At 72.3% G+C, this 23,335-nt stretch carries 20 protein-coding genes; 8 read left to right on the top strand and 12 right to left on the bottom strand.

Going from position 1 to position 23,335, the window contains the following annotated elements; genetic code table 11:
- Position 1: 1 nt before the first annotated feature.
- The 4 genes from aepY (at position 2) to E0493_RS11840 (ending at position 3,756) form a co-directional block, all read left to right on the top strand.
- Positions 2-1,183: a phosphonopyruvate decarboxylase gene (gene aepY / locus E0493_RS11855; protein ID WP_160937165.1), complete on the top strand. Its 1,182-nt coding sequence runs from the start codon at positions 2-4 to the stop codon at positions 1,181-1,183.
- 10 nt (positions 1,184-1,193) lie between these two features.
- Positions 1,194-2,213, top strand: coding sequence for a lysylphosphatidylglycerol synthase domain-containing protein (locus E0493_RS11850; RefSeq protein WP_160937164.1), 1,020 nt, complete (start codon positions 1,194-1,196; stop codon positions 2,211-2,213).
- Positions 2,203-3,294, top strand: a complete 1,092-nt coding sequence (locus tag E0493_RS11845; protein ID WP_160937163.1) for a 2-aminoethylphosphonate--pyruvate transaminase — start codon at positions 2,203-2,205, stop codon at positions 3,292-3,294. Before E0493_RS11850 ends, E0493_RS11845 begins: the two co-directional genes overlap by 11 nt.
- A gap of 150 nt (positions 3,295-3,444) precedes the next feature.
- Positions 3,445-3,756 carry a hypothetical protein gene (locus E0493_RS11840; RefSeq protein WP_160937162.1) on the top strand — a complete coding sequence of 104 codons (312 nt, stop codon included), beginning with the start codon at positions 3,445-3,447 and terminating at the stop codon, positions 3,754-3,756.
- 15 nt (positions 3,757-3,771) lie between these two features.
- Here the strand turns inward: E0493_RS11840 and E0493_RS11835 are convergent, their stop codons facing one another.
- A complete protein-coding gene (locus E0493_RS11835; protein WP_160937161.1) occupies positions 3,772-4,368 on the bottom strand; it encodes a CDP-alcohol phosphatidyltransferase family protein in 597 nt (198 codons plus the stop codon).
- Between the two features lie 7 nt (positions 4,369-4,375).
- On the bottom strand, positions 4,376-5,308 hold the full coding sequence (locus E0493_RS11830; RefSeq protein WP_160937160.1) for a ferritin-like domain-containing protein: 933 nt from the start codon (positions 5,306-5,308) through the stop codon (positions 4,376-4,378).
- 146 nt (positions 5,309-5,454) lie between these two features.
- Between E0493_RS11830 and E0493_RS11825 the strand changes: the two genes are divergently transcribed.
- Entirely contained in the window at positions 5,455-8,109 is a 2,655-nt protein-coding gene (locus E0493_RS11825) for an MMPL family transporter (protein ID WP_367614505.1), read from the top strand.
- Positions 8,110-8,113: 4 nt separating this feature from the next.
- Here E0493_RS11825 and E0493_RS11820 read toward each other — a convergent pair whose 3' ends face one another.
- Positions 8,114-8,716 (bottom strand): ABC transporter substrate-binding protein, encoded by a 603-nt coding sequence (locus E0493_RS11820; RefSeq protein WP_160937158.1) that lies wholly within the window; start codon positions 8,714-8,716, stop codon positions 8,114-8,116.
- Between the two features lie 284 nt (positions 8,717-9,000).
- Here E0493_RS11820 and ispH point away from each other — a divergent pair, with 284 nt between their 5' ends.
- Positions 9,001-9,981: a 4-hydroxy-3-methylbut-2-enyl diphosphate reductase gene (gene ispH, locus E0493_RS11815; RefSeq protein WP_160937157.1), complete on the top strand. Its 981-nt coding sequence runs from the start codon at positions 9,001-9,003 to the stop codon at positions 9,979-9,981.
- A gap of 16 nt (positions 9,982-9,997) precedes the next feature.
- A complete protein-coding gene (hpnH, locus tag E0493_RS11810; RefSeq protein WP_160937156.1) occupies positions 9,998-11,146 on the top strand; it encodes an adenosyl-hopene transferase HpnH in 1,149 nt (382 codons plus the stop codon).
- Here the strand turns inward: hpnH and E0493_RS11805 are convergent.
- The 9 genes from E0493_RS11805 to E0493_RS11765 form a co-directional block, all read right to left on the bottom strand.
- Positions 11,069-11,755 carry a phosphorylase family protein gene (locus tag E0493_RS11805; protein WP_160937155.1) on the bottom strand — a complete coding sequence of 229 codons (687 nt, stop codon included), beginning with the start codon at positions 11,753-11,755 and terminating at the stop codon, positions 11,069-11,071. The two genes, hpnH and E0493_RS11805, sit on opposite strands and share 78 nt — an antisense overlap.
- A complete protein-coding gene (gene shc, locus E0493_RS11800; protein ID WP_160937154.1) occupies positions 11,752-13,719 on the bottom strand; it encodes a squalene--hopene cyclase in 1,968 nt (655 codons plus the stop codon). The genes E0493_RS11805 and shc overlap by 4 nt, the downstream gene beginning before the upstream one ends.
- Complete coding sequence (gene hpnE, locus E0493_RS11795) at positions 13,716-14,984, bottom strand: hydroxysqualene dehydroxylase HpnE (protein WP_202397088.1); 1,269 nt, start codon at positions 14,982-14,984, stop codon at positions 13,716-13,718. Before hpnE ends, shc begins: the two co-directional genes overlap by 4 nt.
- Before the next feature lie 2 nt (positions 14,985-14,986).
- Positions 14,987-15,862, bottom strand: a complete 876-nt coding sequence (gene hpnD, locus E0493_RS11790) for a presqualene diphosphate synthase HpnD (protein ID WP_160937153.1) — start codon at positions 15,860-15,862, stop codon at positions 14,987-14,989.
- Positions 15,859-17,019 (bottom strand): glycosyltransferase, encoded by a 1,161-nt coding sequence (locus E0493_RS11785; RefSeq protein WP_160937152.1) that lies wholly within the window; start codon positions 17,017-17,019, stop codon positions 15,859-15,861. The genes hpnD and E0493_RS11785 overlap by 4 nt, the downstream gene beginning before the upstream one ends.
- The gene (hpnA, locus tag E0493_RS11780; protein WP_367614504.1) at positions 17,019-18,002 is read right to left on the bottom strand and encodes a hopanoid-associated sugar epimerase; all 984 of its coding nucleotides are present in this window, start codon (positions 18,000-18,002) and stop codon (positions 17,019-17,021) included. Before hpnA ends, E0493_RS11785 begins: the two co-directional genes overlap by 1 nt.
- Positions 18,003-18,374: 372 nt before the next feature.
- On the bottom strand, positions 18,375-20,612 hold the full coding sequence (locus E0493_RS11775; RefSeq protein WP_160937150.1) for a xanthine dehydrogenase family protein molybdopterin-binding subunit: 2,238 nt from the start codon (positions 20,610-20,612) through the stop codon (positions 18,375-18,377).
- Positions 20,613-20,623: 11 nt separating this feature from the next.
- Complete coding sequence (locus E0493_RS11770) at positions 20,624-21,640, bottom strand: FAD binding domain-containing protein (RefSeq protein ID WP_160937149.1); 1,017 nt, start codon at positions 21,638-21,640, stop codon at positions 20,624-20,626.
- Positions 21,637-22,119, bottom strand: coding sequence for a (2Fe-2S)-binding protein (locus tag E0493_RS11765; RefSeq protein ID WP_202397094.1), 483 nt, complete (start codon positions 22,117-22,119; stop codon positions 21,637-21,639). Before E0493_RS11765 ends, E0493_RS11770 begins: the two co-directional genes overlap by 4 nt.
- A gap of 237 nt (positions 22,120-22,356) precedes the next feature.
- Here E0493_RS11765 and E0493_RS11760 point away from each other — a divergent pair, with 237 nt between their 5' ends.
- On the top strand, positions 22,357-22,716 hold the full coding sequence (locus E0493_RS11760) for a DUF6496 domain-containing protein (RefSeq protein ID WP_160937147.1): 360 nt from the start codon (positions 22,357-22,359) through the stop codon (positions 22,714-22,716).
- The last annotated feature ends 619 nt before the right edge of the window (positions 22,717-23,335 follow it).

Genomic DNA, 23,335 nt, shown 5'->3' with positions numbered 1-23,335 from the left:
CATGATCACGGCCGATGAGTTCATCCGCGAGACGGTCGGCGCCGGCTTCGACTTCTACGCCGGCGTCCCCTGCAGCTTCCTGACGCCGCTGATCAACGGCGTGCTCTCCGACCCCGCCCTCGCCTATGTGGGCGCGGCGAGCGAGGGCGAGGCGGTGGCGATCGCCTCCGGCGCCTGGCTGGCCGGGCGGCGGACGGTGGTGCTGTGCCAGAACTCCGGCCTCGGCAACGCGGTGAACCCGCTGACCTCGCTGAACGCGCCCTTCCGCATCCCGACCCTGCTGCTGACCACCTGGCGCGGCGAGCCCGGCATCCCGGACGAGCCGCAGCATGTGGTGATGGGGCAGATCACCCAGAACCTGATCGCGCTGATGGGGCTGGAGCAGGCCCCCTTCCCCGCCGAGCCCGGCGCCCTGGCCCCCGCGCTGCGGCAGGCCGTGGCGCGGATGGAGGCGACGCAGCTTCCCTATGCCTTCGTGGTGCGCAAGGACGACGTGGCGGAGACCAGGCTGGCGCCGCGCGCCCTTCCGCTGCCCGGCCCCGGCCGGCGCGCCGACTTCCCCGCCGAGGGGCCGCGGCCGAGCCGGGCGGCGGTGCTGGAACGGTTCCTGCAGATCGTGCCGGAGGAGGCGGCGGTGATCGCCACCACCGGCAAGTGCGGGCGCGAGTTGTTCACCCTGGCCGACCGGGCGCAGCACCTTTATCAGGTCGGCTCGATGGGCGGGGCCAGCGGCATGGGGCTCGGCGTCGCGCTGCACACGGCGCGGCCGGTGGTGGTGCTGGACGGTGACGGCGCGGCGCTGATGAAGCTCGGCACCCTCGCCACCATCGGCGCCCAGGGGCCGCGCAACCTCGTCCATGTGGTGCTGGACAACGGCGTGCACGACTCCACCGGGGGGCAGGCGACGGTCTCGGCCTCGGTGGACTTCGCCGCCATCGCGCTGGCCTGCGGCTACCAGTATGCCGCCGGCTGCGCCTCGCTGGACGGCTTCGCCGCCGCCTTCCGGGCGGCGCTGGCGCATGGCGGGCCGGCCTTGATCCACCTGCGCATCGCGCCGGGCTCCATGGGCAAGCTCGGCCGCCCGACGGTGACGCCGGAGGAGGTGGCGCGGCGCTTCCGCGATTTCCTGGCGCGCCCGCTCGCCGCTCCTCTCTCCCCCAATGGGGAGCCGGCGGCCGCGTGATCTGGTCCGCATGATCTGGTCCACGGGGCTCAGCCTGCTGGTCGGGCTTTCCATCGCGGTGGCGCTGATCGCCGCCAACGATCCGGGCGAGATCCTGCGCCTGCTGCTGGAAACCGGCTGGGGGCTGCTGGGCGTGCTCGCCCTGAACGGCGCGCAGATCGTCGCCTCGGCGCTCGGCTGGGCGCCGCTGATCGACGATCCGCGCCGGCCCGGCACGCTCGCCCTGGTGCGGATGCGCTGGATCCGCAACGCCACCAACGCCCTGCTGCCGGTGGTGCAGGCGGCGGGCGAGCTGGTGCGGGCGCAGCTGCTGCTGCGCACCGGCGTGGCGCAGGTGAAGGTGATCGCCAGCCTCGCCGCCGACCTCGGCGCCGAGATGGCGACGCAGATCGTGTTCTCCCTGCTCGGGCTGGCCGTGCTGCTGCTGATCCCGCATGGCGGCGGCGGCTCCACGCTGCAATGGGCCGTCATCGGCACGGCGCTGGGGGCGGCGGTGACGGGGGTGTTCATCGCGGCGCAGCGCTGGGGGCTGTTCCGGCTGGTCGAGCGGCTGCTGCCGGGGCTGGCGGCGCGGGTCGGCTGGCATTCGATGGGCGCGCTGACCGGGCTGCACGAGGCGGTGGTCGGCCTCTACCGCCAGCCGCGCCGCCTTTGGAAAAGCGGCGCCTGGCACCTCGCCTCCTGGCTGCTCGGCGTGCTGGAGACCTGGGCGGCGCTGCGCATCCTGGGCGTGGAGACGGGGCTCGCCGAGGCGCTGGTGATCGAGAGCCTGGGCCAGGCGGTGCGCAGCGCCGGCTTCTTCATCCCCGGCGCGCTGGGTGTGCAGGAGGGCGGCTATGTGCTGATCTGCGCCCTGTTCGGCATTCCGCCGGAGCGCGCCATCGCGCTGGTGCTGGTGCGGCGGCTGCGCGACGTGCTGCTGGGCGTCCCCGGGGTGATCGCCTGGCGCTGGGAGGTGGCCACGCGCCGCCCGGCGAGTTCCGCCTCCCCGCCCGCATCCCCAAGGAGGGAGCCGCTGCATGAGCGATGAGCCGATCCTGCTGACCCCGGGGCCGCTGACCACCCACCCCGACACCCGCCGCGCCATGCTGCGCGACTGGGGCTCGCGCGACCCGGCCTTCATCGCGCTCACCGCCGAAATGCGGCAGCGGCTGCTGGCGGTCGCCAACGGCGCGGCGAGCCATGTGGCGGTGCCCGTGCAGGGCTCGGGCACCTTCATCGTGGAGGCGGCGATCGCCACGCTGGTCGCGCCGGGGCAGAAGCTGCTGGTGCTGGCCAACGGCGCCTATGGCGAGCGGATGGTCGCCATCGCCCGCCGCATGGGGCGCGAGGTGGCGGCGCTGCGCTGGCCGGAGGACCGCCCCGTGGAGCCGGCGCGGGTGGCCGCGGCGCTGCGGGCCGATCCCGCCGTCACCCACGTCGCGCTGGTGCATTGCGAGACCACCACGGGCATCCTGAACCCGCTGGCGGAGACCGCCGCCGTGGTGGCGGAGGCCGGGCGGCGCTTCCTGCTCGATGCCATGAGCAGCTTCGGCGCGCTGGCGCTCGACCTCGGCGCCGTGCCCGTCACGGCGGTGCTGGCCTCCTCCAACAAGTGCCTGGAGGGGGTGCCGGGGATCGGCTTCGCGCTGGTGGCGAAGGACGCGCTGGAGGGGGCGGAGGGCAACAGCCCCTCGACCAGCCTGGACCTGCACGCGCAGTGGCGCGGCTTCGAAAAGGACGGGCAGTGGCGCTTCACGCCGCCCGTGCAGGTGGTGGCGGCGCTGGTGGAGGCGCTGCGCCGGCTGGAGGCGGAGGGCGGGCCGGCGGCGCGGCGCGCGCGCTACCAGGCGAATTTCGACACGCTCCAGGCGGGGATGCGGCGGCTCGGCTTCGCGCTCTACCTGGACGAGGCGGTGCAGGCGCCGATCATCGCCACCTTCCGCATGCCCGCCGACGGCAGCCTGGCGTTCCGGCCCTTCTACGAGGCGCTGGCGGCGCGGGGCTTCCTGATCTATCCGGGCAAGCTGACCCAGGGGGAAAGCTTCCGGATCGGCTGCATCGGGGCGATCGGGCCGGAAGTGTTCGAGCGGCTGCTGCGGGCGGTGGAAGCGGTGCTCGCGGCCGGTTGAGCGGTTCCGGCTGGCCCGGCGCCGCCGGATGCGGTCATGATGGCGCTGGTGCGGCGGCTCTTGCGCGCCGCACCGGCAGGGCAAGATGGGGCCGATGCATGCGAAAGCCGTCCAACACTCCGGTGGCGCTGGATCGATGAGGCCGGGTGCATGAGCCAGCCAGTCCAGGGACCGCTCCCTGAACGGGTGGTCAGCCTCAGCCGGGCACGGGACGACAAGCTCTGGGCGGTGATCGTCGCACTCGGCCGAAAGCGGCGCATCGCCAACATCTATCCGAGCCGCGCGGCGGCCGATGCGGACTGCCACTGGCGGGAGCAGCAGGTGCGGGCCTATGCGGGCTTCCTGCTCAGTTCCAACATGCCGCTGCCCAATTACAGCGTCTCGCCGGTGCGCCGCGCCGACCTGCCGCGTGGCTGGCGGCCACTGCCGGCGCTGGGCTTCCTGCGCGGACAGTTCGTCTGAGGCGGGTGCCGCCGTTCAGCCCTGACCGGCGCGCGCCTTGCGCCGGCCGGTGACGCCGAGCAGGACCGCAAGCGCCGGCGTGATGAGCGCGGCGGCGAAGAGCATCGGCACCGTGGCACCCACCCAGAGCAGCAGGGGAACGAAGACCATCAGGTCGTCCGGGTCCACCAGGATGCCGGGGGCGAGGTCCCAGCCGCGCACCTCGCCGAGCTTCAGGACATGGAGCTGCCAGAACAGCGCGGCGATGCCGAGCCCGGCCAGCAGGCCCAGGAACGGCCCCCAGGCGCCGAGCGCCGCCACCTGCCCGACGCCGAGGCCAAGAAAGGCGATGGCGTTGGAGGTGCAGTCGGCGAGCAGGTCGTAGACATGGCCGTCCGGGCTGGACTGGCCGGTCTGCCGCGCCAGCTCGCCATCGGCGCGGTCGAGCAGCATGGAGAGCAGGAAGATCGCGCCGCCGATGGCCGGCCAGGGCGGCGCCGCGGCGAAGGCCAGCGCGGCGGCGAGGCCGGTCACGAGCCGCGCGGAGGTGATCTGGTTGGGGGTGACGCCGCTGGGCGCGACGCGCCGCACGGCGGGGCGGACGATGCGGTGGATGACGGTGTTGGCGCTCAAGTCGGGCTCACGCTTTCGGCTCGGGGTTCTTCATGAAGCGGCGGGCGATGCGGATGAAGAAGGGCACGGTGGTCGGCCGCAGCAGGCGGGGATCGTAGCCGGCGAGGCGGCGGTCGTTCTCGGCCAGGCAGATGTCGATCAGCGCCGCGGCGCTCATCTCCACGCCGATCGAATCGGAGGAGGCGGTGAAGTTGGTGTTCTTCGACTCGCCGCCGAGGCTGCGGGCCAGCACCAGCCGGTCCCAGATCAGCACCGCCCAGACGGCGGCCGTCTTCGCCAGGAACCAGGGCTTGCGCCACCAGGGCTGGCGCGCCCGCTGCCAGGCGGCCCAGTTGGCGAAGAACAGGATGTGGCGCGCCTCCTCCTGGATCACCGGCTCGAAGGTGCCGACCAGGTCGGGCGGGAAGAAGCCGGAGCGGCGCGCCGCCTCGAACAGGCCGAAGGCGAAGAAGCTGTCGATGCATTCGCTGTAGCCGGTGCGCATCCAGCCCCATTCGACGTCCCGGTAGCCGGTGTATTCGGGCTCCGGCTCCAGGATGACGCCATAGGCCTCGACGAGGTTGGAGAGCACCTTCTTGTGGCGCGCCTCCTCGTTGCCGTCCATCACCATGGCGTCGCGCAGCAGCGGGTCATGGATGGTGGCGGCATAGTCCAGCACGCGCAGCGAGGCGCGGCCCTCGGTCTGCACCGCGATGTCCCAGATCGGCAGGCTGGTGAGGCGGGTGTGCGCCTCGGGGTCCAGCTTCGGCCAGTCCAGCACGCGCGGCTTGTAGGGGTTGTGCGTCTCCAGCAGCATCCGAGCGAACATTTCCATGTGCGCCTCGCTGCCGGTGCGCACCGGCCCCGGCCGGCCGAAGCTCCAGTGGCGCGCGGTATGGTCGGCCTTGGCGACCGTGGGGCTGTCGAGGGCGACAGACTCCGGGGGAGGGCTTGACGACATGCGGGAACCCGATGATCAGGCGCGGGGGCCATTTGCGAGACCCTATTAAGCGACCCTCCTTCCGGGAAGCGCAACCCGGCCGCCGCCGGGACAGCTTGCATCCCGCCTCTTCCCCGACGCCCCCTCCCCAGCCCGCAGGTGCCGATGTGACCACCAGGACGCCCCTGACCGCCCGCGTCGTCGGCGCCAGCGCCCGCCATCCCTGGGTCACGATCCTGCTGGCGCTGCTGCTGGCGGCGGCGGCCGGCTTCCACGCCAGCCGCAACTTCGCCATGACCACCGACACGGCGGAGCTGATCTCCCCCGACCTGGACTGGCGGCGCGGCGAGCTGGACTTCGACGCCGCCTTCCCGCAGCAGCAGGACCTGACGGTGGTGGTGGTGGATGGCGCGACGCCGGAACTGGCGGAGCAGGCGGCGGCGCGCCTCGGGGCGCACCTGCGGGCGGCAGCGGGCCTGTTCCACAGCGTCCGGCGGCCGGAGGGAGGCCCCTTTTTCGCGCGCAACGGCCTGATGCTGCTGCCGCTGGAGGACGTGCAGTCCACGCTCGATCAGTTGATCGCCGCGCAGCCCTTCCTGGGGCCGCTGGCGGCCGATCCGAGCCTGCGCGGCATCATGGGCGCGCTGGATACCGTGCTGGACGGCGTGCGGCGCGGCCAGGCGAGCCTGGCGCAGGTCGAGCGCCCGGTTGCGCGGCTGGGCGAGGCTTTCGGCGCGGTGGCGGCAGGCAGGCCGGCCTTCTTCTCCTGGCAGGCGCTGTTCAGCGACGCGCCGCCGGGAACGCGGCAGACGCGACGCTTCCTGCTGGTGCAGCCGGTGATGGACTATTCCGCCCTGCAGCCGGGCAAGGCGGCCGGCGACGCCATCCGGGCGGCGGCGCGCGCGCTGGCGCTGGACCCGGCGCATGGCGTGACGGTGCGGCTGACCGGCCCCGTGCCGATGGCGGACGAGGAATTCGCCTCGCTCTCGGAGAACGCGGGGATCATGGGCGCCGCCATGCTGCTGGCGCTGGTGGCGATGCTCTGGCTGGCCGTGCGCTCCGCCCGGCTGGTGGCGGCGATCCTGGCGACCGCGCTGCTCGGCCTGGTGATGACGGCGGGGCTGGGGCTGCTCGTCGCCGGCCGCTTCAACCTGATCTCGGTGGCCTTTATCCCGCTGTTCCTTGGCCTGGGGGTGGATTTCGGCATCCAGCTCTGCGTGCGCTTCCGCGCCGAGCGGCTGCGGCATTCCGGGCCGCGGGAGGCACTGGGGGCCGCCGGGGGCGCGGTGGGCGGCTCGCTGGCGCTGGCGGCGGTGGCGACGGCGGTGGGCTTCCTCGCCTTCCTGCCGACCAGCTATCTCGGCGTCTCGGAACTGGGCGCCATCGCCGGTGCGGGCATGATCGTCGCCTTCCTGCTCAGCATCACGCTGCTGCCCGCGCTGGTGGCGGTGCTGCGTCCGGAAGGCCGGCACAGGGGGGGCGGGCATGGGGGGGGCGGGCACGAGGGGAGCGAGCATGGGGGGGGCGGGCGCGCGGAGATGGGCTGGCCGGCGCTGGCGCCGCTCGACGCCTGGCTGCGCCGGCGCCGCCGCGCGGTGATCGGCGCCTGGGCCGCGGCAGGGCTTGTCGCGCTGGCGCTGATGCCGTTGCTGCGCTTCGACTTCAACCCGCTGCACCTGCGCAACGCCGAGGCGGAGTCGATGGCCACCCTGTACGACCTGATGCGGGACCCGGACCGGACGCCGAACACGATCGACGTGCTGGCCCCTTCCCTCGCCGAGGCCGACGCGCTGGCGGCGCGGCTGGCGCGCCTGCCCGAGGTGTCGCAGACGGTGACGCTGAGCAGCTTCATCCCGGCGGACCAGGAGCCGAAGCTGGCCGCCATCCATGATGCGGCCGACCTGCTCTCGCTGACGCTCGACCCCGTCACCGTGCGGCCGCCGCCCTCCGACGCGGAGGTTGCGCGGAGCATGGCGGAAACCGCGGCCGCGCTGCGCCAGGCGGCGGGCGAGGCGACGGAGGGACCGGCCCAGGCGGCGCGCCGCCTGGCGGAGGCGCTGGAGCGGCTGGCGGAAGGGACCGCCGGCCGGCGGGCGGCGGCGCAGGCGGCGCTGGTGCCGCCCTTGCGCACCCTGCTCGACCAGGTCCGCGCGTTGCTGCGGGCCGCGCCGGTGACGCGCGCGGCCCTGCCCGATTCGCTGGCGGAAGACTGGGCGGCGGCCGACGGGCGGGCGCGCATCCAGGTCTTTCCGCGCGGCGACTCCAACGACAACGCGGTGCTGCGCCGCTTCTCGGCGGCGGTGCAGGCGGTGGCGCCGCAGGCGACGGGTGCGCCGATCTCCATCCAGGGGGCGGCGGACAGCGTCGTCACCGCCTTCCTGGAGGCTGGACTGCTCTCCGGCATCGCCATCGCCGCGTTGCTGGCCCTGGTGCTGCGCCGGACGCGGGACGTGCTGCTGACGGTGGCGCCGGTGCTGCTCAGCGGGCTGCTCACCCTCGGCTCCTGCGTGCTGCTGGGGCTGCCGCTGAACTTCGCCAACATCATCGCCCTGCCGCTGCTGTTCGGCATCGGCGTGGCCTTCAACATCTACTTCGTCATGGCCGGGCGGCAGGGCGAGACGGGACTGCTGCCCTCCAGCCTGACGCGCGCCATCCTGTTCAGCGCGCTGACCACCGCGACGGCCTTCGGCAGCCTCTGGCTCTCGCACCACCCCGGCACGGCCAGCATGGGGCAGTTGCTGGGCCTTTCCCTGGCTTGGGTGCTGGCGGCGACGCTGCTGCTGCAGCCGGCGCTGCTGGCGCAGCCGCCAGAGCGGAACTGAACGCTCAGCCCTGCATCAGGCGCTCGGAAAGCTCGTTCAGGCGCTGCACCAGCAGGGCGGCGCCGCCCTGCCGCACCGAGCCGGCGAACTCGGAGCGGCGCATCGCCAGCTCGCTGATGGAGTCGTGCAGCACGTCGATGACCTTCCAGCCGGCGCCGGCATCGCGCATGCGGTAGGTGAGATCGACCGGTGACTCGCCCGGGTTGATCAGCCGGGTCACCACCACTTTCTCCTCGCCATGCGCCTCGACGCGGTCGGTGGCGAAGCTCTGCCCGCCGAAGCCGCTGAAGTTGCGCGCGTAGCTGGCGACGCTCATGCGGGTGAAGGCCTCCGTCACCGCCGCCTGCTCCGCCGCCGAGAAGCCCGACCACCGCGCGCCGACCGCCAGCCTGGCCATGGCCGGCAGGTCGAAGGCCTGGCGCACGGCGGGTTCGAGCGCGCGGTAGCGTCCCTCGATGCCCAGGGATTTCGCCTGCCGCATCACCTCCAGCAACTTGCGGTGGAACTGCTCGATCTGCGCGGCGGCGGGATCCGCCGGCTGCGCGATGGCCGGAGCGGCGGCCAGCCACAGGCCGAAGGCGAGGCAAGAACGGCGCGGGATGCTCATCGGCACATGCTTAGCACAGGCCTGCGAAAGAACGGAGCGGGATGCGGGGCTTCGGCCGGGCGCGGCGGGCTGGACGCGGCCGAAGCAGGAAAATCCCGCCTGGGTTGGCGGGACCGGGAGGCACGCGAAACTGTGAAGGCGCACGGCATCGCGGCGCGCGGCGTGGTAGTCCAGTGTGCGCGGCTCGGCGGCGTCTCGGTCGGGTTTTCCTCGCCTCCCGCTCCCGGCGATGCTTGGATGAGCGATGTTCCATGGCGGCACGCCAAGACGGAGGAATGGCCTGCATGCGGGTTCTTCTAGCTCAGCCTCGCGGCTTCTGTGCCGGCGTCGTGCGGGCGATCGAAATCGTTGAACGTTCCCTGGAGAAGTTCGGCGCACCGGTTTATGTCCGCCATGAGATCGTGCACAACCGGCATGTGGTGGAAAAGCTGAAGCAGAAGGGCGCCATCTTCGTCGAGGAGCTGACGGAGATCCCGGATGGCGCGGTAACGATCTTCAGCGCCCATGGCGTCGCGCAGGGGGTGGTGGACGAGGCCCGGCAGCGCGGCCTGCCGGTGCTGGACGCCACCTGCCCGCTGGTCTCCAAGGTGCATGCCCAGGGCAAGCAGTATGTGGCGCGTGGCCGCACCCTGGTGCTGATCGGCCATGCCGGGCACCCGGAGGTGGAGGGCACCATCGGGCAGGTGGGCGCGCCGGTACACCTTGTCTCCACGGCCGAGGAGGTGGCGCGGCTCGACCTGCCGGTGGACGCGCCCGTGGCCTATGTGACGCAGACGACGCTGAGCGTGGACGACACGCGCGGCGTCATCGCGGCGCTGCAGGCGCGCTTCCCCGACCTGCAGGGACCGAACGTTTCCGACATCTGCTATGCCACGCAGCACCGGCAATCCGCGGTGCGGGAGCTGTGCGGCGCGGTGGAGCTGCTGCTGGTGGTGGGCAGCCGGAAGAGTTCCAACTCCAACCGCCTGCGCGAGATCGGGCTGGAACAGGGGCTGCCGAGCTATCTGATCGCCGATGGCAGCGAACTGGACCCGGCCTGGCTGGAGGGGGTACAGACGGTCGGCCTGACCGCCGGCGCCTCGGCGCCCGAGGAGCTGATCCTTGACGTCATCGCCGCGCTGCGCCGGCTTGGCGAGGTGGAGGTGGCGCAGATGAGCGGCGTGCAGGAAGAGATCGAGTTCCGCCTGCCGGGCGAACTCCGCACAGGCGACGCGCGGCCGGGCGAGATCAGCGCTCCCGCCGCCTTGGCCATGCGGCCGGATTGAGAGAGGAAAGGCAGCCTTGGGAATTCCGCTGCTGCAGGCGGCCCGGATCGGGGCCTATGTCGTTGGGCAGCACCTGCGGGGGCGCAGGCGCTACCCGCTGGTGCTCATGCTGGAGCCGCTGTTTCGCTGCAACCTTGCCTGCGCGGGGTGCGGGAAGATCGACTATCCCGCCCCCATCCTGAACCAGCGCCTCTCCTACGAGGACTGCATGGAGGCGATCGACGAGTGCGGCGCGCCCGTGGTCTCGATCGCCGGCGGCGAGCCGCTGCTGCACAAGGAGATGCCGCAGATCGTCCAGGGCTACCTGGCGCGGGGAAAGTTCGTCATCCTCTGCACCAACGCCCTGCTGCTGTCGAAGAAGATCGACGAGTACAAGCCGCACCCGGCCTTCACCTGGTCCATCCACCTGGATGGCAACCAGGCGATGCACGACAAGTCCGTCTGCCAGCGCGGCGTCTATGACAAGGCGGTGGAGGCGATCCGGCTGGCGAAGTCCAGGGGCTTCCGCGTCAGCATCAACTGCACGCTGTTCAACGACGCCGACCCGGCGCAGACGGCGGCCTTCCTGGACGACATGAAGGCGCTGGGGCTGGACGGCATCACCGTCTCGCCCGGCTACGCCTACGAGCGCGCGCCGGACCAGCAGCATTTCCTGAACCGCACCAAGACCAAGGAGCTGTTCCGCGACATCCTGTCGCGCGGACGGGGCGGCAGGAACTGGCCGTTCAGCCAGTCCACCATGTTCCTGAACTTCCTGGCCGGCAACGAGGCCTATCACTGCACGCCATGGGGCAACCCGACGCGCACCGTGTTCGGCTGGCAGAAGCCCTGCTACCTGCTCGGCGAAGGCTATGCGAAGACCTTCAGGGAGCTGATGGACGACACGGAGTGGGACAAGTACGGCGTCGGCAACTACGAGAAGTGCGCCGACTGCATGGTGCATTCCGGCTTCGAGGCGACCGCCGTGCAGGAGACGCTGAAGCATCCGCTGAAGGCGCTCGGCGTGGCGGTTCGCGGCGTGCGCACCGAGGGGCCGATGGCGGAGGACATCCCGCTCGATAAGCAGCGGCCGGCGGAATACGTCTTCTCAGGGCATGTCGAGCGGAAGCTCGCCGAGATCCGGCGCACCAAGTCCGAACCCAAGGACACGATGGCCGCGGAGTAGCGCGCGGAAGGCACGCTCCGCCTCCCAGCCGGTGCGGACCAGGGCGGGAAGCTGCCCGGGCCGCGCGGCGAGGGCGCGCAGCACGGCGAAAAGGTCCATTCGCCCGTCGGGGCGCATGCCCACCCGCGCGGCGGGCGGCAGGCTGCGCTCCGCCGCGTCCGAGATGACGCGCGCGGCGGCTAAGGGCAGGCCGTGGCGGCGCGCCACCCGGGCGGCGACGTGCGATTCCATGTCCACCGCCGCCGCGCCGGTGCGGAGGTGCAGCGCGGCCTTCTCCGCCGCTTCGGCCACCATCGTGCCGCTGCCGAGGAAGACGGCCCGCCGCGCGGACAGGCGCGCGGCGAGGCGGGCGGTCCAGGGGGGATCGGCCAGGAGGGTTTCGGCACCATCCAGTATGGCCTCGGCCACCAGCCAGTCACCGGGATGCAGGCCGGGCGCCAGCGCGCCGGCGATGCCGAGGCTGATCAGGCCGCGCGCGCCCTGCCCCGCCAGTTCGTCGAGCGCTGTTTCCAGCCGGGCCGCGTCACCGCCGCCGGCCACCACCTGAACCCCCGGCCCGGCAAGCAGGCGCGCCTCCCGCCGCAGGCCGGTCGCGACGAGGACCCTCACATCCCGTGGGCCGGGCGCGTGTGGTTGGCCTGCCGCAGGTTGCGGTAGCGCGCCAGCGCCCACAGCGGGAAGAACTTGGGGTAGCCGTGGTAGCGCAGGTAGAAGACGCGCGGGAAGCCGCCGCCGGTAAAGGCCTCCTGCGGCCAGAGCCCTGTTTCGTCCTGATTGTGCAGCAGCCAGGCGATGCCGCGCGCCACCGCCGGATGGTCCACCTCGCCCGCCGCCATCAGGCCGAGCAGCGCCCAGGCGGTCTGCGAGGCGGTGGAGGGGGCGGGCTCATGGCCGCTGTGGTCGAGGCGGTAGCTCTCGCAGCCCTCGCCCCAGCCGCCGTCCGGGTTCTGGATGGCGAGCAGCCAGTCGGCGGCCTTGCGCACCATGGGCGTCGCGCCGTCGAGGCCGGCGGCGTTCAGCGCGCAGAGGGCGGACCAGGTGCCGTAGATGTAGTTCACGCCCCAGCGGCCGAACCAGCTCCCGTCCGCCGCCTGCTCGCGCTCCAGGTAGTCGAGCGCCGCGCGCATGCGCGGGCTGTCCTGCGCCTCGCCGAGCTGCGCCAGCATGCTGACGCAGCGGGCGCTGACATCGGCCGTCGGCGGGTCGAGCAGCGCGCCGTGATCGGCGAAGGGGATGTTGTTGAGGTAGTGGTGGATGTTGTCGGCGTCGAAGGCGCCCCAGCCGCCGTCGCGGCTCTGCAGCCCGGCGGTCCATTCGGCGCCGCGCGCGATGGCTTCGTCATAGTTGCGGCCGAGGCGGAGCTGGTCGCGCGCGCGGTCCATCGCCATGACGACGACGGCGGTGTCGTCGAGGTCGGGGTAATGGGGGTTGCGGTACTGGAAGGCCCAGCCGCCCGGACGCACATCGGGGCGCCACGCGGCCCAGTCGCCCTTCAGCTCCAGCTCCTGCAAGGGCTTCAGCCAGGCGAGGCCGCGCGTGGCGGCGGCGGTGGCCGGCTCGCCGCCGGCCTCCAGCAGCGCGTGGCAGACCAGCGCCGTGTCCCAGACCGGCGAGACGCAGGGCTGGCAGTAGGCCTCCTCCTCGCGCAGGACGAGCAGCTTCTCCACCGCGCGGCGGGCGATGGCGCGGTCCGGGTGTTCCGGCGGATAGCCGAGCGCGTCGTACATCATCACGGCATTGGCCATGGCGGGGTAGATGGCGCCGAGCCCGTCCTCGCCGTTCAGCCGCTCGGTGACGAAGTCCACGCAGCGGGCGATGGCACGGCGGCGCAGGGGCTCGGGCCAGAGGGGCTCGGCCAGCTTCAGCCCGGCATCCACCGTGTTGAAGAAGGCGGCCCAGCCGGGCTTGCGGTGGGTCCGCATCCTGCGGCGGCGCGCGCGGCGCGCGGCGAAAAGCTCAGGGATGCGCACGCCGCGCGGGTTGCGGGCGCGGACGCGCAGCGCCTGCAGCACCAGCAGCGGCACCAGCACCGTGCGCGCCCAGTAGGACATCTTGGAGAGGTGGACAGGGAACCAGCGCGGCAGCAGCACCATCTCGACGGGGATGGTGGGCACGCGGTGCCAGGGCATCTCGCCATAGAGCGCCAGCAGGATGCGGGTGAAGACGTTGGCGCGCCCGGCCCCGCCGGCCGCCAGGATGGCCGCGCGGGCCCGGCGCATGTGCGGCGCCTCCGGGTCGTCGCCGATCATCTTCAGGCAGAAATAGGCCTTCACCGAGGCGCTGATGTCGAAGGCGCCGCCATGGAACAGCGGCCAGCCGCCATGCGCGGCCTGGATGCGGCGGAGATAGGCGCCGATGCGGCGCTCCAGCTCCGGGTCGTCCGGCTCGGCGAGGTGGTGGCGCAGCAGCACGTATTCGGCGGGAATGGTGGCGTCGGCTTCCAGCTCGAAGACCCAGTGGCCGTCCTCCCGCTGCAGGCCGAGCAGCGCCTCGGTGGCGCGGCGCAGACCAGCCTCGGCCTCGTCCAGCGGGACGCCGGCCGCGGCCGCGGCGTGGAGCAGGGTCTCGGTCATGCCGCCACCGCCTCCCACGCCGGCTGCGGCAGGGACAGGGCGAGCGCCGCCGCCGTCTCGCCCGAGCGCAGCGCGCCCTCGATGGTGGCGGGCAGGCCGGTGGCGGTCCAGTCGCCGGCGAGGAAGAGGTTGCGCCAGCGCGTGCGCGCGGGCGGGCGGCGGGCCTCCTGCGCCGGGGTGGCGGCGAAGGTGGCGCGCTTCTCCTTGACGACGCGGCAGGGTGGCGGCGGGCCGGGCAGCCGGTGGGCGGCGGCGATGTCGGCCCAGAGGCGGGCGATGAGGGTGTCTGTCTCCATGTCCAGCAGGGAGTCGGCGGCGCTGATGGTGACCGAGAGCCGGTCGGGAAAGGCGAAGATCCATTCCGCGGTGCCGCCGATCAGGCCGAGCATGGGCGGCAGGCCGGGCGGCGGGGCCAGGCGGAAATGGGCGTTGAGGATGGCGCGGTGGGCGTCCGGCGCGGCGAGGCCGGGCAGCAGGTCCTGCGCCACCCAGGGCGGCACGGCCAGCACCAGGGCCTCGTCGGGCGCGAGGGGGACGGTGCCGTCGGCGAAGGCGAGCGCCGCCACCCGCTCGCCCTCCAGTTCCAGAGCGCGCAGGCGGCGGCCGAGGCGGAGGGTGGCGCCGGCCAGCCGCAGCCGGTCCAGCGCGGGATCGACGAAGGCGGCGGCGAGGCTCGGGGTGGCGATGCGCGGCAGGCTGGCCTGGCCACCGCGCGCCAGGGTCTCGCGGATCACGGCGCCGGCGAGGTCGGCGGTCCCCTCCTCCGGCGCGGTGTTGAGCGCGGCGAGCAGGAAGGGATGCAGCAGCCGCTCCCAGAGTGGACCCTGGCAGGGCAGCACCTCGCCGATGCGCTTGCCGGGGTGCCGCCGGGCCAGGGCGGCGAGGGCGAGATAGTCGCGCGGCTGGGTGCCGGGCACGCGGCGGCCGGGATGCAGCACCCACCAGGGCAGCGGCCCGGCATTGGGGCGGACCGTCCAGCCTTTCCCGCTGCGCAGGTCGTGGAAGGGGAATTCGGGGCGGGCGGGGCCGGTCAGCCGGTCCCCGGCGCCAATGGCGCGCAGGTAGCGGCCGACGGCGGCATTGCCGGACAGGACGAGGTGGTTGCCGTTGTCGATCATCATGCCCAGGCGGGCGTCGTGGTAGGAGCGGCAGCGGCCGCCGGCCTGCGCCGCCGCCTCGGAGAGTTCCACCGGGATGCCGCGCGTGGCCAGCGCGACGGCGGCCGAAAGCCCGGCGAGGCCGGCACCGATGACATGCACCCGCATGGTCAGCCCAGCACGCCGCGCCGCGCGACGATCCAGAGCAGGCGCCGCTTGCCGAGCCGCACCCGCCGGCGCGGCGGCGCCCAGCCCCGCGCCTCCATGTCCCGCAGCAGGGCCTGGTAGACGGCGGCCATCAGCCGAGGCGCCAGGAGGCGGCCACGCGGCCGGCTGCGCAGCAGGCGCTCGGCGGCGGCGAAATGCGCGCGGGCCCGCGCGGCCAGCGGGCGGCAGGCACGGTCCACGCGCGGGTCGGCGATCACCGCCTGCGGCTCGGTGGTGGCGATGCCGGCCCCGGCCAGCAGCTCGCGCGGCAGGTAGAGGCGGCCGATGGCGGCGTCCTCGTCGAGGTCGCGCAGGATGTTGGTCAGTTGCAGCGCACGGCCGAGCTCGTAGGCCAGTTCCTCGCCCGGCACGGGGTCCATGCCGAAGATGCGGGTGGAGAGGCGGCCGACGGCGCTGGCCACGCGGTCGCAATAGAGGTCGAGCGTCGCGAGCTCCGGGGCGCGGATGTCGGCGGCGACGTCCATCGCCATGCCGTCGATCACCGCCAGGAAATCCGCCCGCCGCAGCCCGAAGCGGTGCACGGCCTCCGCCAGGAAGGCGGCGCGGCCAGGGGGAGCATCGGCGGGGTGGCCGGCATAGAGGGCGGCGAGGTCGGTGCGCCAGGCGTCCAGCGCCGCGGCGCGCTCGGGGCGCGGGCGGGTGCCGTCGTCGGCGATGTCGTCCACCTGGCGGCAGAAGGCATAGACGGCGAACATGGCCGCGCGCTCGGCCTTCGGCATCAGCCGCATCGCCGTGTAGAAGGAGCTGCCGGACTGGCGGGCCTGGAGGGCGGCGGCCTCGGCTGCGGAGGGTGCGGCGGGGGCGGCGGCGAGGCTCATGCGCGGCCCGCCATGGCCTGCGCGCGGCCCTTCCACTGGCCGCCGCGCCCGCGCCAGACCTGCAGCGCCGATTGCAGGGTGAACAGCGCATAGGCCGCGCCGATCACCGGCAGCGCGGGACCCCAGAGCGGCGAGACGCGGTAGAAGCGCAGCATCGGCTGGAAGGCCAGCGCCATCAGCGCCCAGGCGGCGAGGCCGAGGGCACGCGCCGGTCCGGTGCCGGCCAGGGCCAGGGCGGGAGGAACGAGATAGGTCAGCGCCATGCCGGCCAGGGTACCCGCCAGCAGCAGCGGCGAATAGCCGAGCTGGGCATAGGCCGAGCGCGACACCATCCGGCCGATCTCCGCGACGCTCGCATAGGGCCGCAGGCTCACCGCGCGGCGGGTCAGGCCGAGCCAGACCGGGCCCTGCGCCTTCATGCGGCGGCCGAGGGCGCAGTCGTCGATGATCTCGGCGCGGATGGCGGCGATGCCGCCCGCCGCCTCCAGCGCCGCGCGGCGCGCCAGCATGCAGCCGCCCGCCGCGGCGGCGGTGGCGCGGTCGCGGCGCGCCACCCAGGCGAAGGGATAGAGCATCTGGAAGAAGAAGACGAAGGCGGGGACCAGGAAGCGCTCGGCGCGCGTCGTGCAGCACAGCTCGGCCATCAGCGAGACCAGCGCGCAGCCGCCCTGCTCCGCGCGCGCCACCAGGGCGCGCAGGTTGTCCGGCGCGTGGCCGATATCGGCATCGGTGAGCAGGAGGTATTCGGGCGGGGCGGCGCAGCCGCTCGCGTGGCGGACGCCCTGCTGCAGGGCCCAGAGCTTGCCGGTCCAGCCCTTCGGCAAGGGGGCGCCGGGGAGGATGTCGAGCCGGCCGGCGGCGCCGAGGGCTGCGGCGGCGGCGCGGGCGGTCTCGGCGGTGCCGTCGGTGCTGCCGTCATCCACCAGCACCACGCGGAAGGCGCCGGGATAGTCCTGCCGCAGCAGGCTGCCGACCGAGCGGGCGATCACCGCCGCCTCGTCGCGCGCCGGAACGACGGCGGTGACGGCGGGCCAGCGCCCCGGCTCCGGCGGGGCATCGCGGTCGTCGCGCTGGCGCGCCCGCCAGAAGCCGCCCCGCGCGAGCAGCAGGTAGAGCCAGATGGCCAGCGCCAGCAGGCCGAGAAGGATGGACGGCATCACGCCAGGTAGCCCGCGCTGCGGAACCAGGCCAGGGCGTCGGCCACGCCCTCCTCATAGGGCCGGGCACAGTAGCCGAGCTCACGCTCCGCCTTGGCCGAGGTGAAGAACATGCGGTAGCGCGCCATGCGCAGCCCGTCGCGCGTCAGCAGCGGCTCCTTGCCGGTCAGGCGCGCCACGGCCTCGGCGCCGAGCGCCAGCGGGAAGAGCGGCGCGCGCGGCAGGCGGATGCGCGGCGGCCGGCGGCCGGTGCGCCGGGCGATCTCGGCCAGCAGGTCGCGCAGCAGCAGGTTCTGGCCGCCGAGGATGTAGCGCTCGCCGACGCGGCCGCGCTCCAGCGCCAGCAGGTGGCCCTGCGCGATGTCGTCCACATGGGCGAAGTTCAAACCGGTGTCCACGAAGGCGGGAATCTTGCCGCGCGCGGCGTCCAGGATCATGCGGCCGGTGGGCGTCGGGCGGATGTCGCGCGGGCCGACCGGGGTGGAGGGGTTGACGATGACGGCGGGCAGGCCGTCGCGCGCCACCATCTCCTCCACCACGCGCTCGGCGAGCGTCTTGCTGCGCTTGTAGGTGCCGATCGCCTCCTCCGGCCGCTGGGCGGCGGTCTCGTCCACCGGGGCGGTGGCGCCGGCGACCCGCAGGGTGGCGACGCTGCTGGTGTGGACGACGCGCGCCACGCCGGCCTCCAGCGCCGCGCGCATCAGCGCCCGCGTGCCATCGACGTTGACGCGCAGGATCGCCGCCGGGTCGGGCGCCCAGAGGCGGTAGTCGGCCGCGACATGCACCAGGCAACGGACGCCGCGCAACGCGGCGCGCAACGAGGCCGGGCTCTCCAGGTCGCCCTGGACCGTTTCGCAGGGCAGGCCGGTCAGGTTGGCGGCAGGGCTGGTGGGGCGGACGAGCGCGCGCACGCGCAGCCCGCGCAGGATCAGCACGCGCATAACGGCCGAGCCGAGAAAGCCCGAACCGCCCGTGACCAGCACGGGATCGCCCGGTCGAAGGGCGAATGACGGCCCCGGCGCGCGGTGCTCGCCCGGAAAACTCTGCTCGTTGTCCGTCGCTGATCCCCTCATTTCGGCGTCGGGCGCGCATTCTGGCCTCCAGCGACGCAACCCGCCAGCGTAGGGAGCGGCGGACTCCCGCACCTGTGAAGCGCAGCAGGCCGCTCAGCGCTCCGGGACCTTTCGCCGGAGAGCGGCGGCCATGCGGCTCGCGGCACAGCTCCCGGGCGGCGTGGGGAGCGGGAAGCCCCCCGGCCGCCTTCCCTTCTTCAAGCCGCCAGCGCATGCGAGGCATGCAGCGCCAGACAACCCGAAGAAGACGCGCGGCCGGGGGAGGCCCCTCCCCCGGCCTTGTCAGTCCAGCAGCTTGTCGAGGGTGATCGGCAGCTCGCGGATGCGCTTTCCGGTGGCATGGAACACCGCGTTGGCGATCGCCGCCGCCGTGCCGACGATGCCGATCTCGCCCAGCCCTTTCACGCCGATGGGGTTGGCCTTGCTTTCCTCCTCGTCAACGAACAGGACGTCGATCTCGCGGATGTCGGCATTCACCGGCAGGTGGTACTCGGCGATATTGTGGTTCATGAAGCGGCCGAGGCGATGGTCGAGCATGCTTTCCTCGGTCAGCGCCATGCCGATGCCGAACACCACGCCGCCGATGATCTGGGAACGCGCCGTCTTGGGGTTGATGATCCGTCCGGCCGCGATGGCATCCACCACGCGCGTCACACGCACGGCGCCAAGCTCCTCATCCACCCGCACCTCGGCGAAAACAGCGGCATGGGTGTAGGGGGAGAACTTGGCCATGTTCCCCTTGTCCGGCGCGGTGGTCTCCTCCTGTTCGATGCGATCCACGCCGCCGGCGCGCATGGCATCGGCGAAGCTCACGGAGCGGGAAGGGTCGCTCCGCAGGGCGATGTGGCCCGCGGTGAAGACAACATGGTCAAGGCCGGCATTGGCCAGCGGCGAGTTCTCCATCCGGCGGGCGTAGTTCAGCAGCGTCTCGCGCACGGCGTAGCAGGCGGCCTGCACCGCCGAGCCGGCCGAGGCGGCGGTCCAGGAACCGCCCTCGATGGGCGAGGTCGGCAGGGCGGAGTCGCCGATCCGCGCGGTGACGTCCTCCATGCGCAGGCCCAGGGCGTCGGCGGCGATCTGCGTCAGGATCGTGTAGGTGCCAGTGCCGATGTCGGCCGTGGCGATAGCCACCTCGAGCTTGCCGCCGGCGGTCAGGGTGGCGCGGGCGCTGGCCTGCTGCATCCCCGCTTCCCACACGCCGGTGGCCATGCCCCAGCCGATCAGCTCCCTTCCCTCCCGCATCGAGCGGGGCTCGTGGCTGCGCCTGGCCCAGCCGAAGCGCTCGGCGCCCAGGCGGTAGGCGGCGCGCAGCTCCTTGCTGCTGAACTGCCTGCCGGTGTTCTGGTCCATCTCGGCGTAGTTGCGCAGGCGCAACTCCAGCGGATCGATCTTCAAGGCATGGGCCAACTCGTCCATGCCGGATTCCAGCGCGAACATGCCGAGCGGCGCGCCAGGCGCGCGCATGTCGAGCGGCGTATAGGTGTCGATCTTGGCGAGCTTGTACTTCAGATCGACGTTGTCGCAGTGGTAGGCGAGGCCCGACCAGTTCACCACGACCTCCTGGAAGTCCTCGAAGGGCGAGGTTCCGGCGATGGCCTCATGCATCACCGCCTGGAGGCGGCCTTCCCGGTCCGCGCCGAGCGCCAGGGTCTGGATCGTGTCGGGCCGGTAGCCGAAGGTGAACATCTGGTCGCGGGTCAGCACCACTCGGACCGAGCGCTTCAGCTCAAGACTCGCCATCACGGCCAGGAAGAGCTGGTACTGCGGGCGCAGCCCCGAGCCGAAGGCGCCGCCCACGAAGGGGGCAATGACGCGCACGTCCTTCTTCGGCAGGCTGAACACGCTGGTGACGTAGCTCTGGGTGTTCTGCGCGCCCTGGATCTTGTCATGGATGGTGAGCTTGCCGCCGGCTTCCCAGACCACGGTGGTGGCGTGCGGCTCCATCGGATTGTGGTGCTCCGGAGCGACGTGATAGCCATTCTCCACCTTGATCGGCGCGGCGGCATAGGCGGCCGCGGCATCGCCGCGCGGGTTGGGCGGCGGATCAATGCCCGGCCGCTCCTTCGGCGGCACATAGGCCTCGGCGAGCACGTTGCGCAGGTTGGTCTCGTGCGGCGCGTGCTCATAGGTGACGCGCACCAGCGCCGCCGCGTCGCGCGCGGCCTCGAAGCTCTCGGCCACCACCAGCGCGACGGGCTGGCCGCTATAGACAACCTCCGCGTCGTAGAGCGGCCGGAAGGGCTTTCCCGGAGGCGCCACCTCGTCGCGGTAGCTGCTGTTGAGCCATGCGGTCGTGGGCCGGTTCTCATGCGTGAAGACGCGCAGCACGCCGGGCGCCGCCTCGGCCGCGGCCGTGTCGATGGCCGTGATGCGGCCCTTGGCGATGGCGCTGGAGACGACGTAGCCATGGGCGAGGTCCGGGGCGGTGAACTCGCCGGCATACTTCGCGGCGCCGGTGACCTTCAGCCGTCCGTCCACGCGGCTGCGCGGCGCGCCGAAATGGGTTTCGCTGTTCGGCATGACGGCCCCCCTCAGGCGATATGCTTGTCGGCGATGGGCTGCGGCGTGCCGGCGGCCGCCTGCGACAGCGCGCGGATGATGGCGCGCCGCGCCAGCTCGATCTTGAAGGTGTTGCCGCCGTAGCCGCGGGCGTCCTTCAGGACCAGCGCGGCGGCTTCCGCGAAGGCTTCGCGCGTGGCGGGCCTGCCGCGCAGCAGCGCCTCCGCCTGCGGATCGCGCCATGGCTTGTGCGCCACGCCGCCGAGGGCAAGCCGGGCCTCGCGGATGCTGCCGCCGTCCATTTCCAGCGCCGCGGCCACCGAAACCAGGGCGAAGGCATAGGACTGCCGGTCGCGCAGCTTGAGATAGGTGTAGTTCGCCGGGAAGCCTTTCGGCGGGAGTTGCACGGCGGTGACGATCTCGTCGGCGCCCAGCGTGCTGTCGCGTTCGGGCTGGTCGCCGGGCAGGCGGTGGAAGTCGGCCAAGGCGATCCTGCGGTCGCCGCCCGGCCCGGTCACCTCCACGCTGGCCTCCAGCGCCGCCAGCGCGACGCACATGTCGGAAGGATGGGTCGCGATGCAGTGCTCGCTGGTGCCGAGAATGGCATGGATGCGGTTGACGCCGTTGACGGCCGGACATCCGGTGCCGGGCTCGCGCTTGTTGCAGGGTGTTCCGGTGTCATAGAAATAGTAGCAACGGGTGCGCTGGAGCAGGTTGCCGCCCGTGGTCGCGGCGTTGCGCAACTGCGGCGAGGCCCCGGAGAGCACAGCGCGCGACAGCAGGGGATAGCGCTCCTGGATGCGCGGGTCGTAGGCCAGGGCGGAGTTGGTGACCAGCGCGCCGATGCGCAGCCCGCCCGCCTGCTCCTCGATGCGGTCGAGGCCGGGAAGCGCGCCGACATCGACCAGGCGCCGCGGCCGTTCCACGTCGTACTTCATCAGGTCGACCAGGTTGGTGCCGCCGGCGATGAACTTGGCGCCCGCCTCGGCCTGCACCGCCCGAACGGCCTCCGACACGGCGCCGGGCCGGGAATAGGAGAAGCGGTTCATCGTGCCGCCACTCCCGCCTGCTGCATGGCCTGTTCGATGGCCGCGACGATGTTCGGATAGGCGCCGCAACGGCATAGGTTGCCGCTCATCAGTTCGCGGATTTCCTCGGCGCTGCGCGCATGCCCTTCCTTGAGCAACCCAACGGCCGAACAGATCTGCCCCGGCGTGCAGTAGCCGCACTGGAAGGCGTCATGCTCGACAAAGGCGGCCTGCATCGGATGCAGCGTGCCGTCGGCAGCGGCCAAGCCCTCCACCGTCAGCACCTCGGCACCATCCTTGGTGACGGCGAGCGCCAGGCAGGAGTTGATGCGCTGCCCGTTGAGCAGCACGGTGCAGGCGCCGCACTGCCCGTGGTCGCAGCCCTTCTTTGTGCCGGTGAGCTCCATCTCCTCACGCAACAGGTCGAGGAGAGTGGTCCAGGGTGCCACCTCCATCTGGCGCCGGGTGCCGTTGATGGTCAGTGTGATGCGATGCTGCATGGCGGGCGCGCGCCCCGCCGGAGATGCGGCGGCCGCGCCGGTGGCGGCGGGATCGACGGGCATGGTGACGTCCTAGCTGCAGGGGATGCGGGGGATCGTGCGACAGGGAAAACCTGTTCGCCTTCCCCGGTTGCAGACGCCACGCTTTTTGGGCGGCGGCGCGCCCGTGCTGGAACCCGCGGGCGGACGGATCGTTCAAGGCGATGTTCCGCTCGCAGGCACGAAGGACAGCACCCGATGGCAGCCCGGCAAAGCAAGGCCCAGAAGGAGACCGTTTCGCGCGTGATGCATGAGTTCAAGCATGGCGAACTGGAACGCGGCCACGGCGGCAAGGTGAAGAACCCGAAGCAGGCCATCGCCATCGCCCTCAGCGAAGCCGGCGCGTCGAATCAGCAGTCGCCGAAGAAGAACCGCGAGAAGCTGAAGGAAACCAAGCGCAAGGAGCGAACGGGCCGGACGGCGCAGGCGCGAAAGGAGGGAGGTGGCGGGAGCACGCGGGAGGAACTCTACCGTCAGGCTCAGAAAGCGCAGATTCCCGGACGCTCACGCATGGACAAAGCAGCTCTGCAAAAGGCGCTTCGCGAGCATCACAGCTGAGAAACCACAACTTCCAGATGCGTCTTCCCGGCGAAATTCACCCGGACCGAAAAAGTCATGACGAAGAATTCGCCAATCTGGCTTAGATCTTCGAAAGATCTGGCGATTTCCTGTGTTCTTTTCACACGTGCTCACTGCATCATGCGGAACAGGGGGAAGGGATTGCTGATCTACCACAACATCCCGTAAACCTTTCGGGAGGGGTGGCCGTCTCCCCCGACAGGCCACGTTTCCCACGTCTCTCAGGCGCGGGCCCTCCCAGAGGGATGGGGGCAGAGACCCCCTGCTCTCATCCCTCTGGCACTTCGCGTCATCTCCGCCGGCCTGTTTCTTGCCCCGTCTGTTGAAGCAAGAAGGCGGAAGGCCGGGCCGGACGGCGTCGCGTCACTTGAAAAAGGCACCCCGGAACCGGGTTCCGGGGCAGGTTGTCCACCCGCGATGCGGTGGCGGTGGTCAGGCGAAGAGGTAATCGCCCTGGACGAGGCTGGTGACGCCTTGGAGGGTGACGTGCTCGGTCGAGCCGTCGGCGGCGTGGATGGCGAAGAGGTTGCCCTGCTCATGGGTGATGGTGGCGCTGGCGCCGAAGCCCTTGAGCAGCAGGGTGTCGCCGCCGCTGCGG

This window comes from Teichococcus coralli (genome assembly GCF_009829925.1).
Lineage (GTDB): Bacteria > Pseudomonadota > Alphaproteobacteria > Acetobacterales > Acetobacteraceae > Pseudoroseomonas > Pseudoroseomonas coralli.
This window is presented reverse-complemented; position numbering and strand designations above follow the sequence as displayed.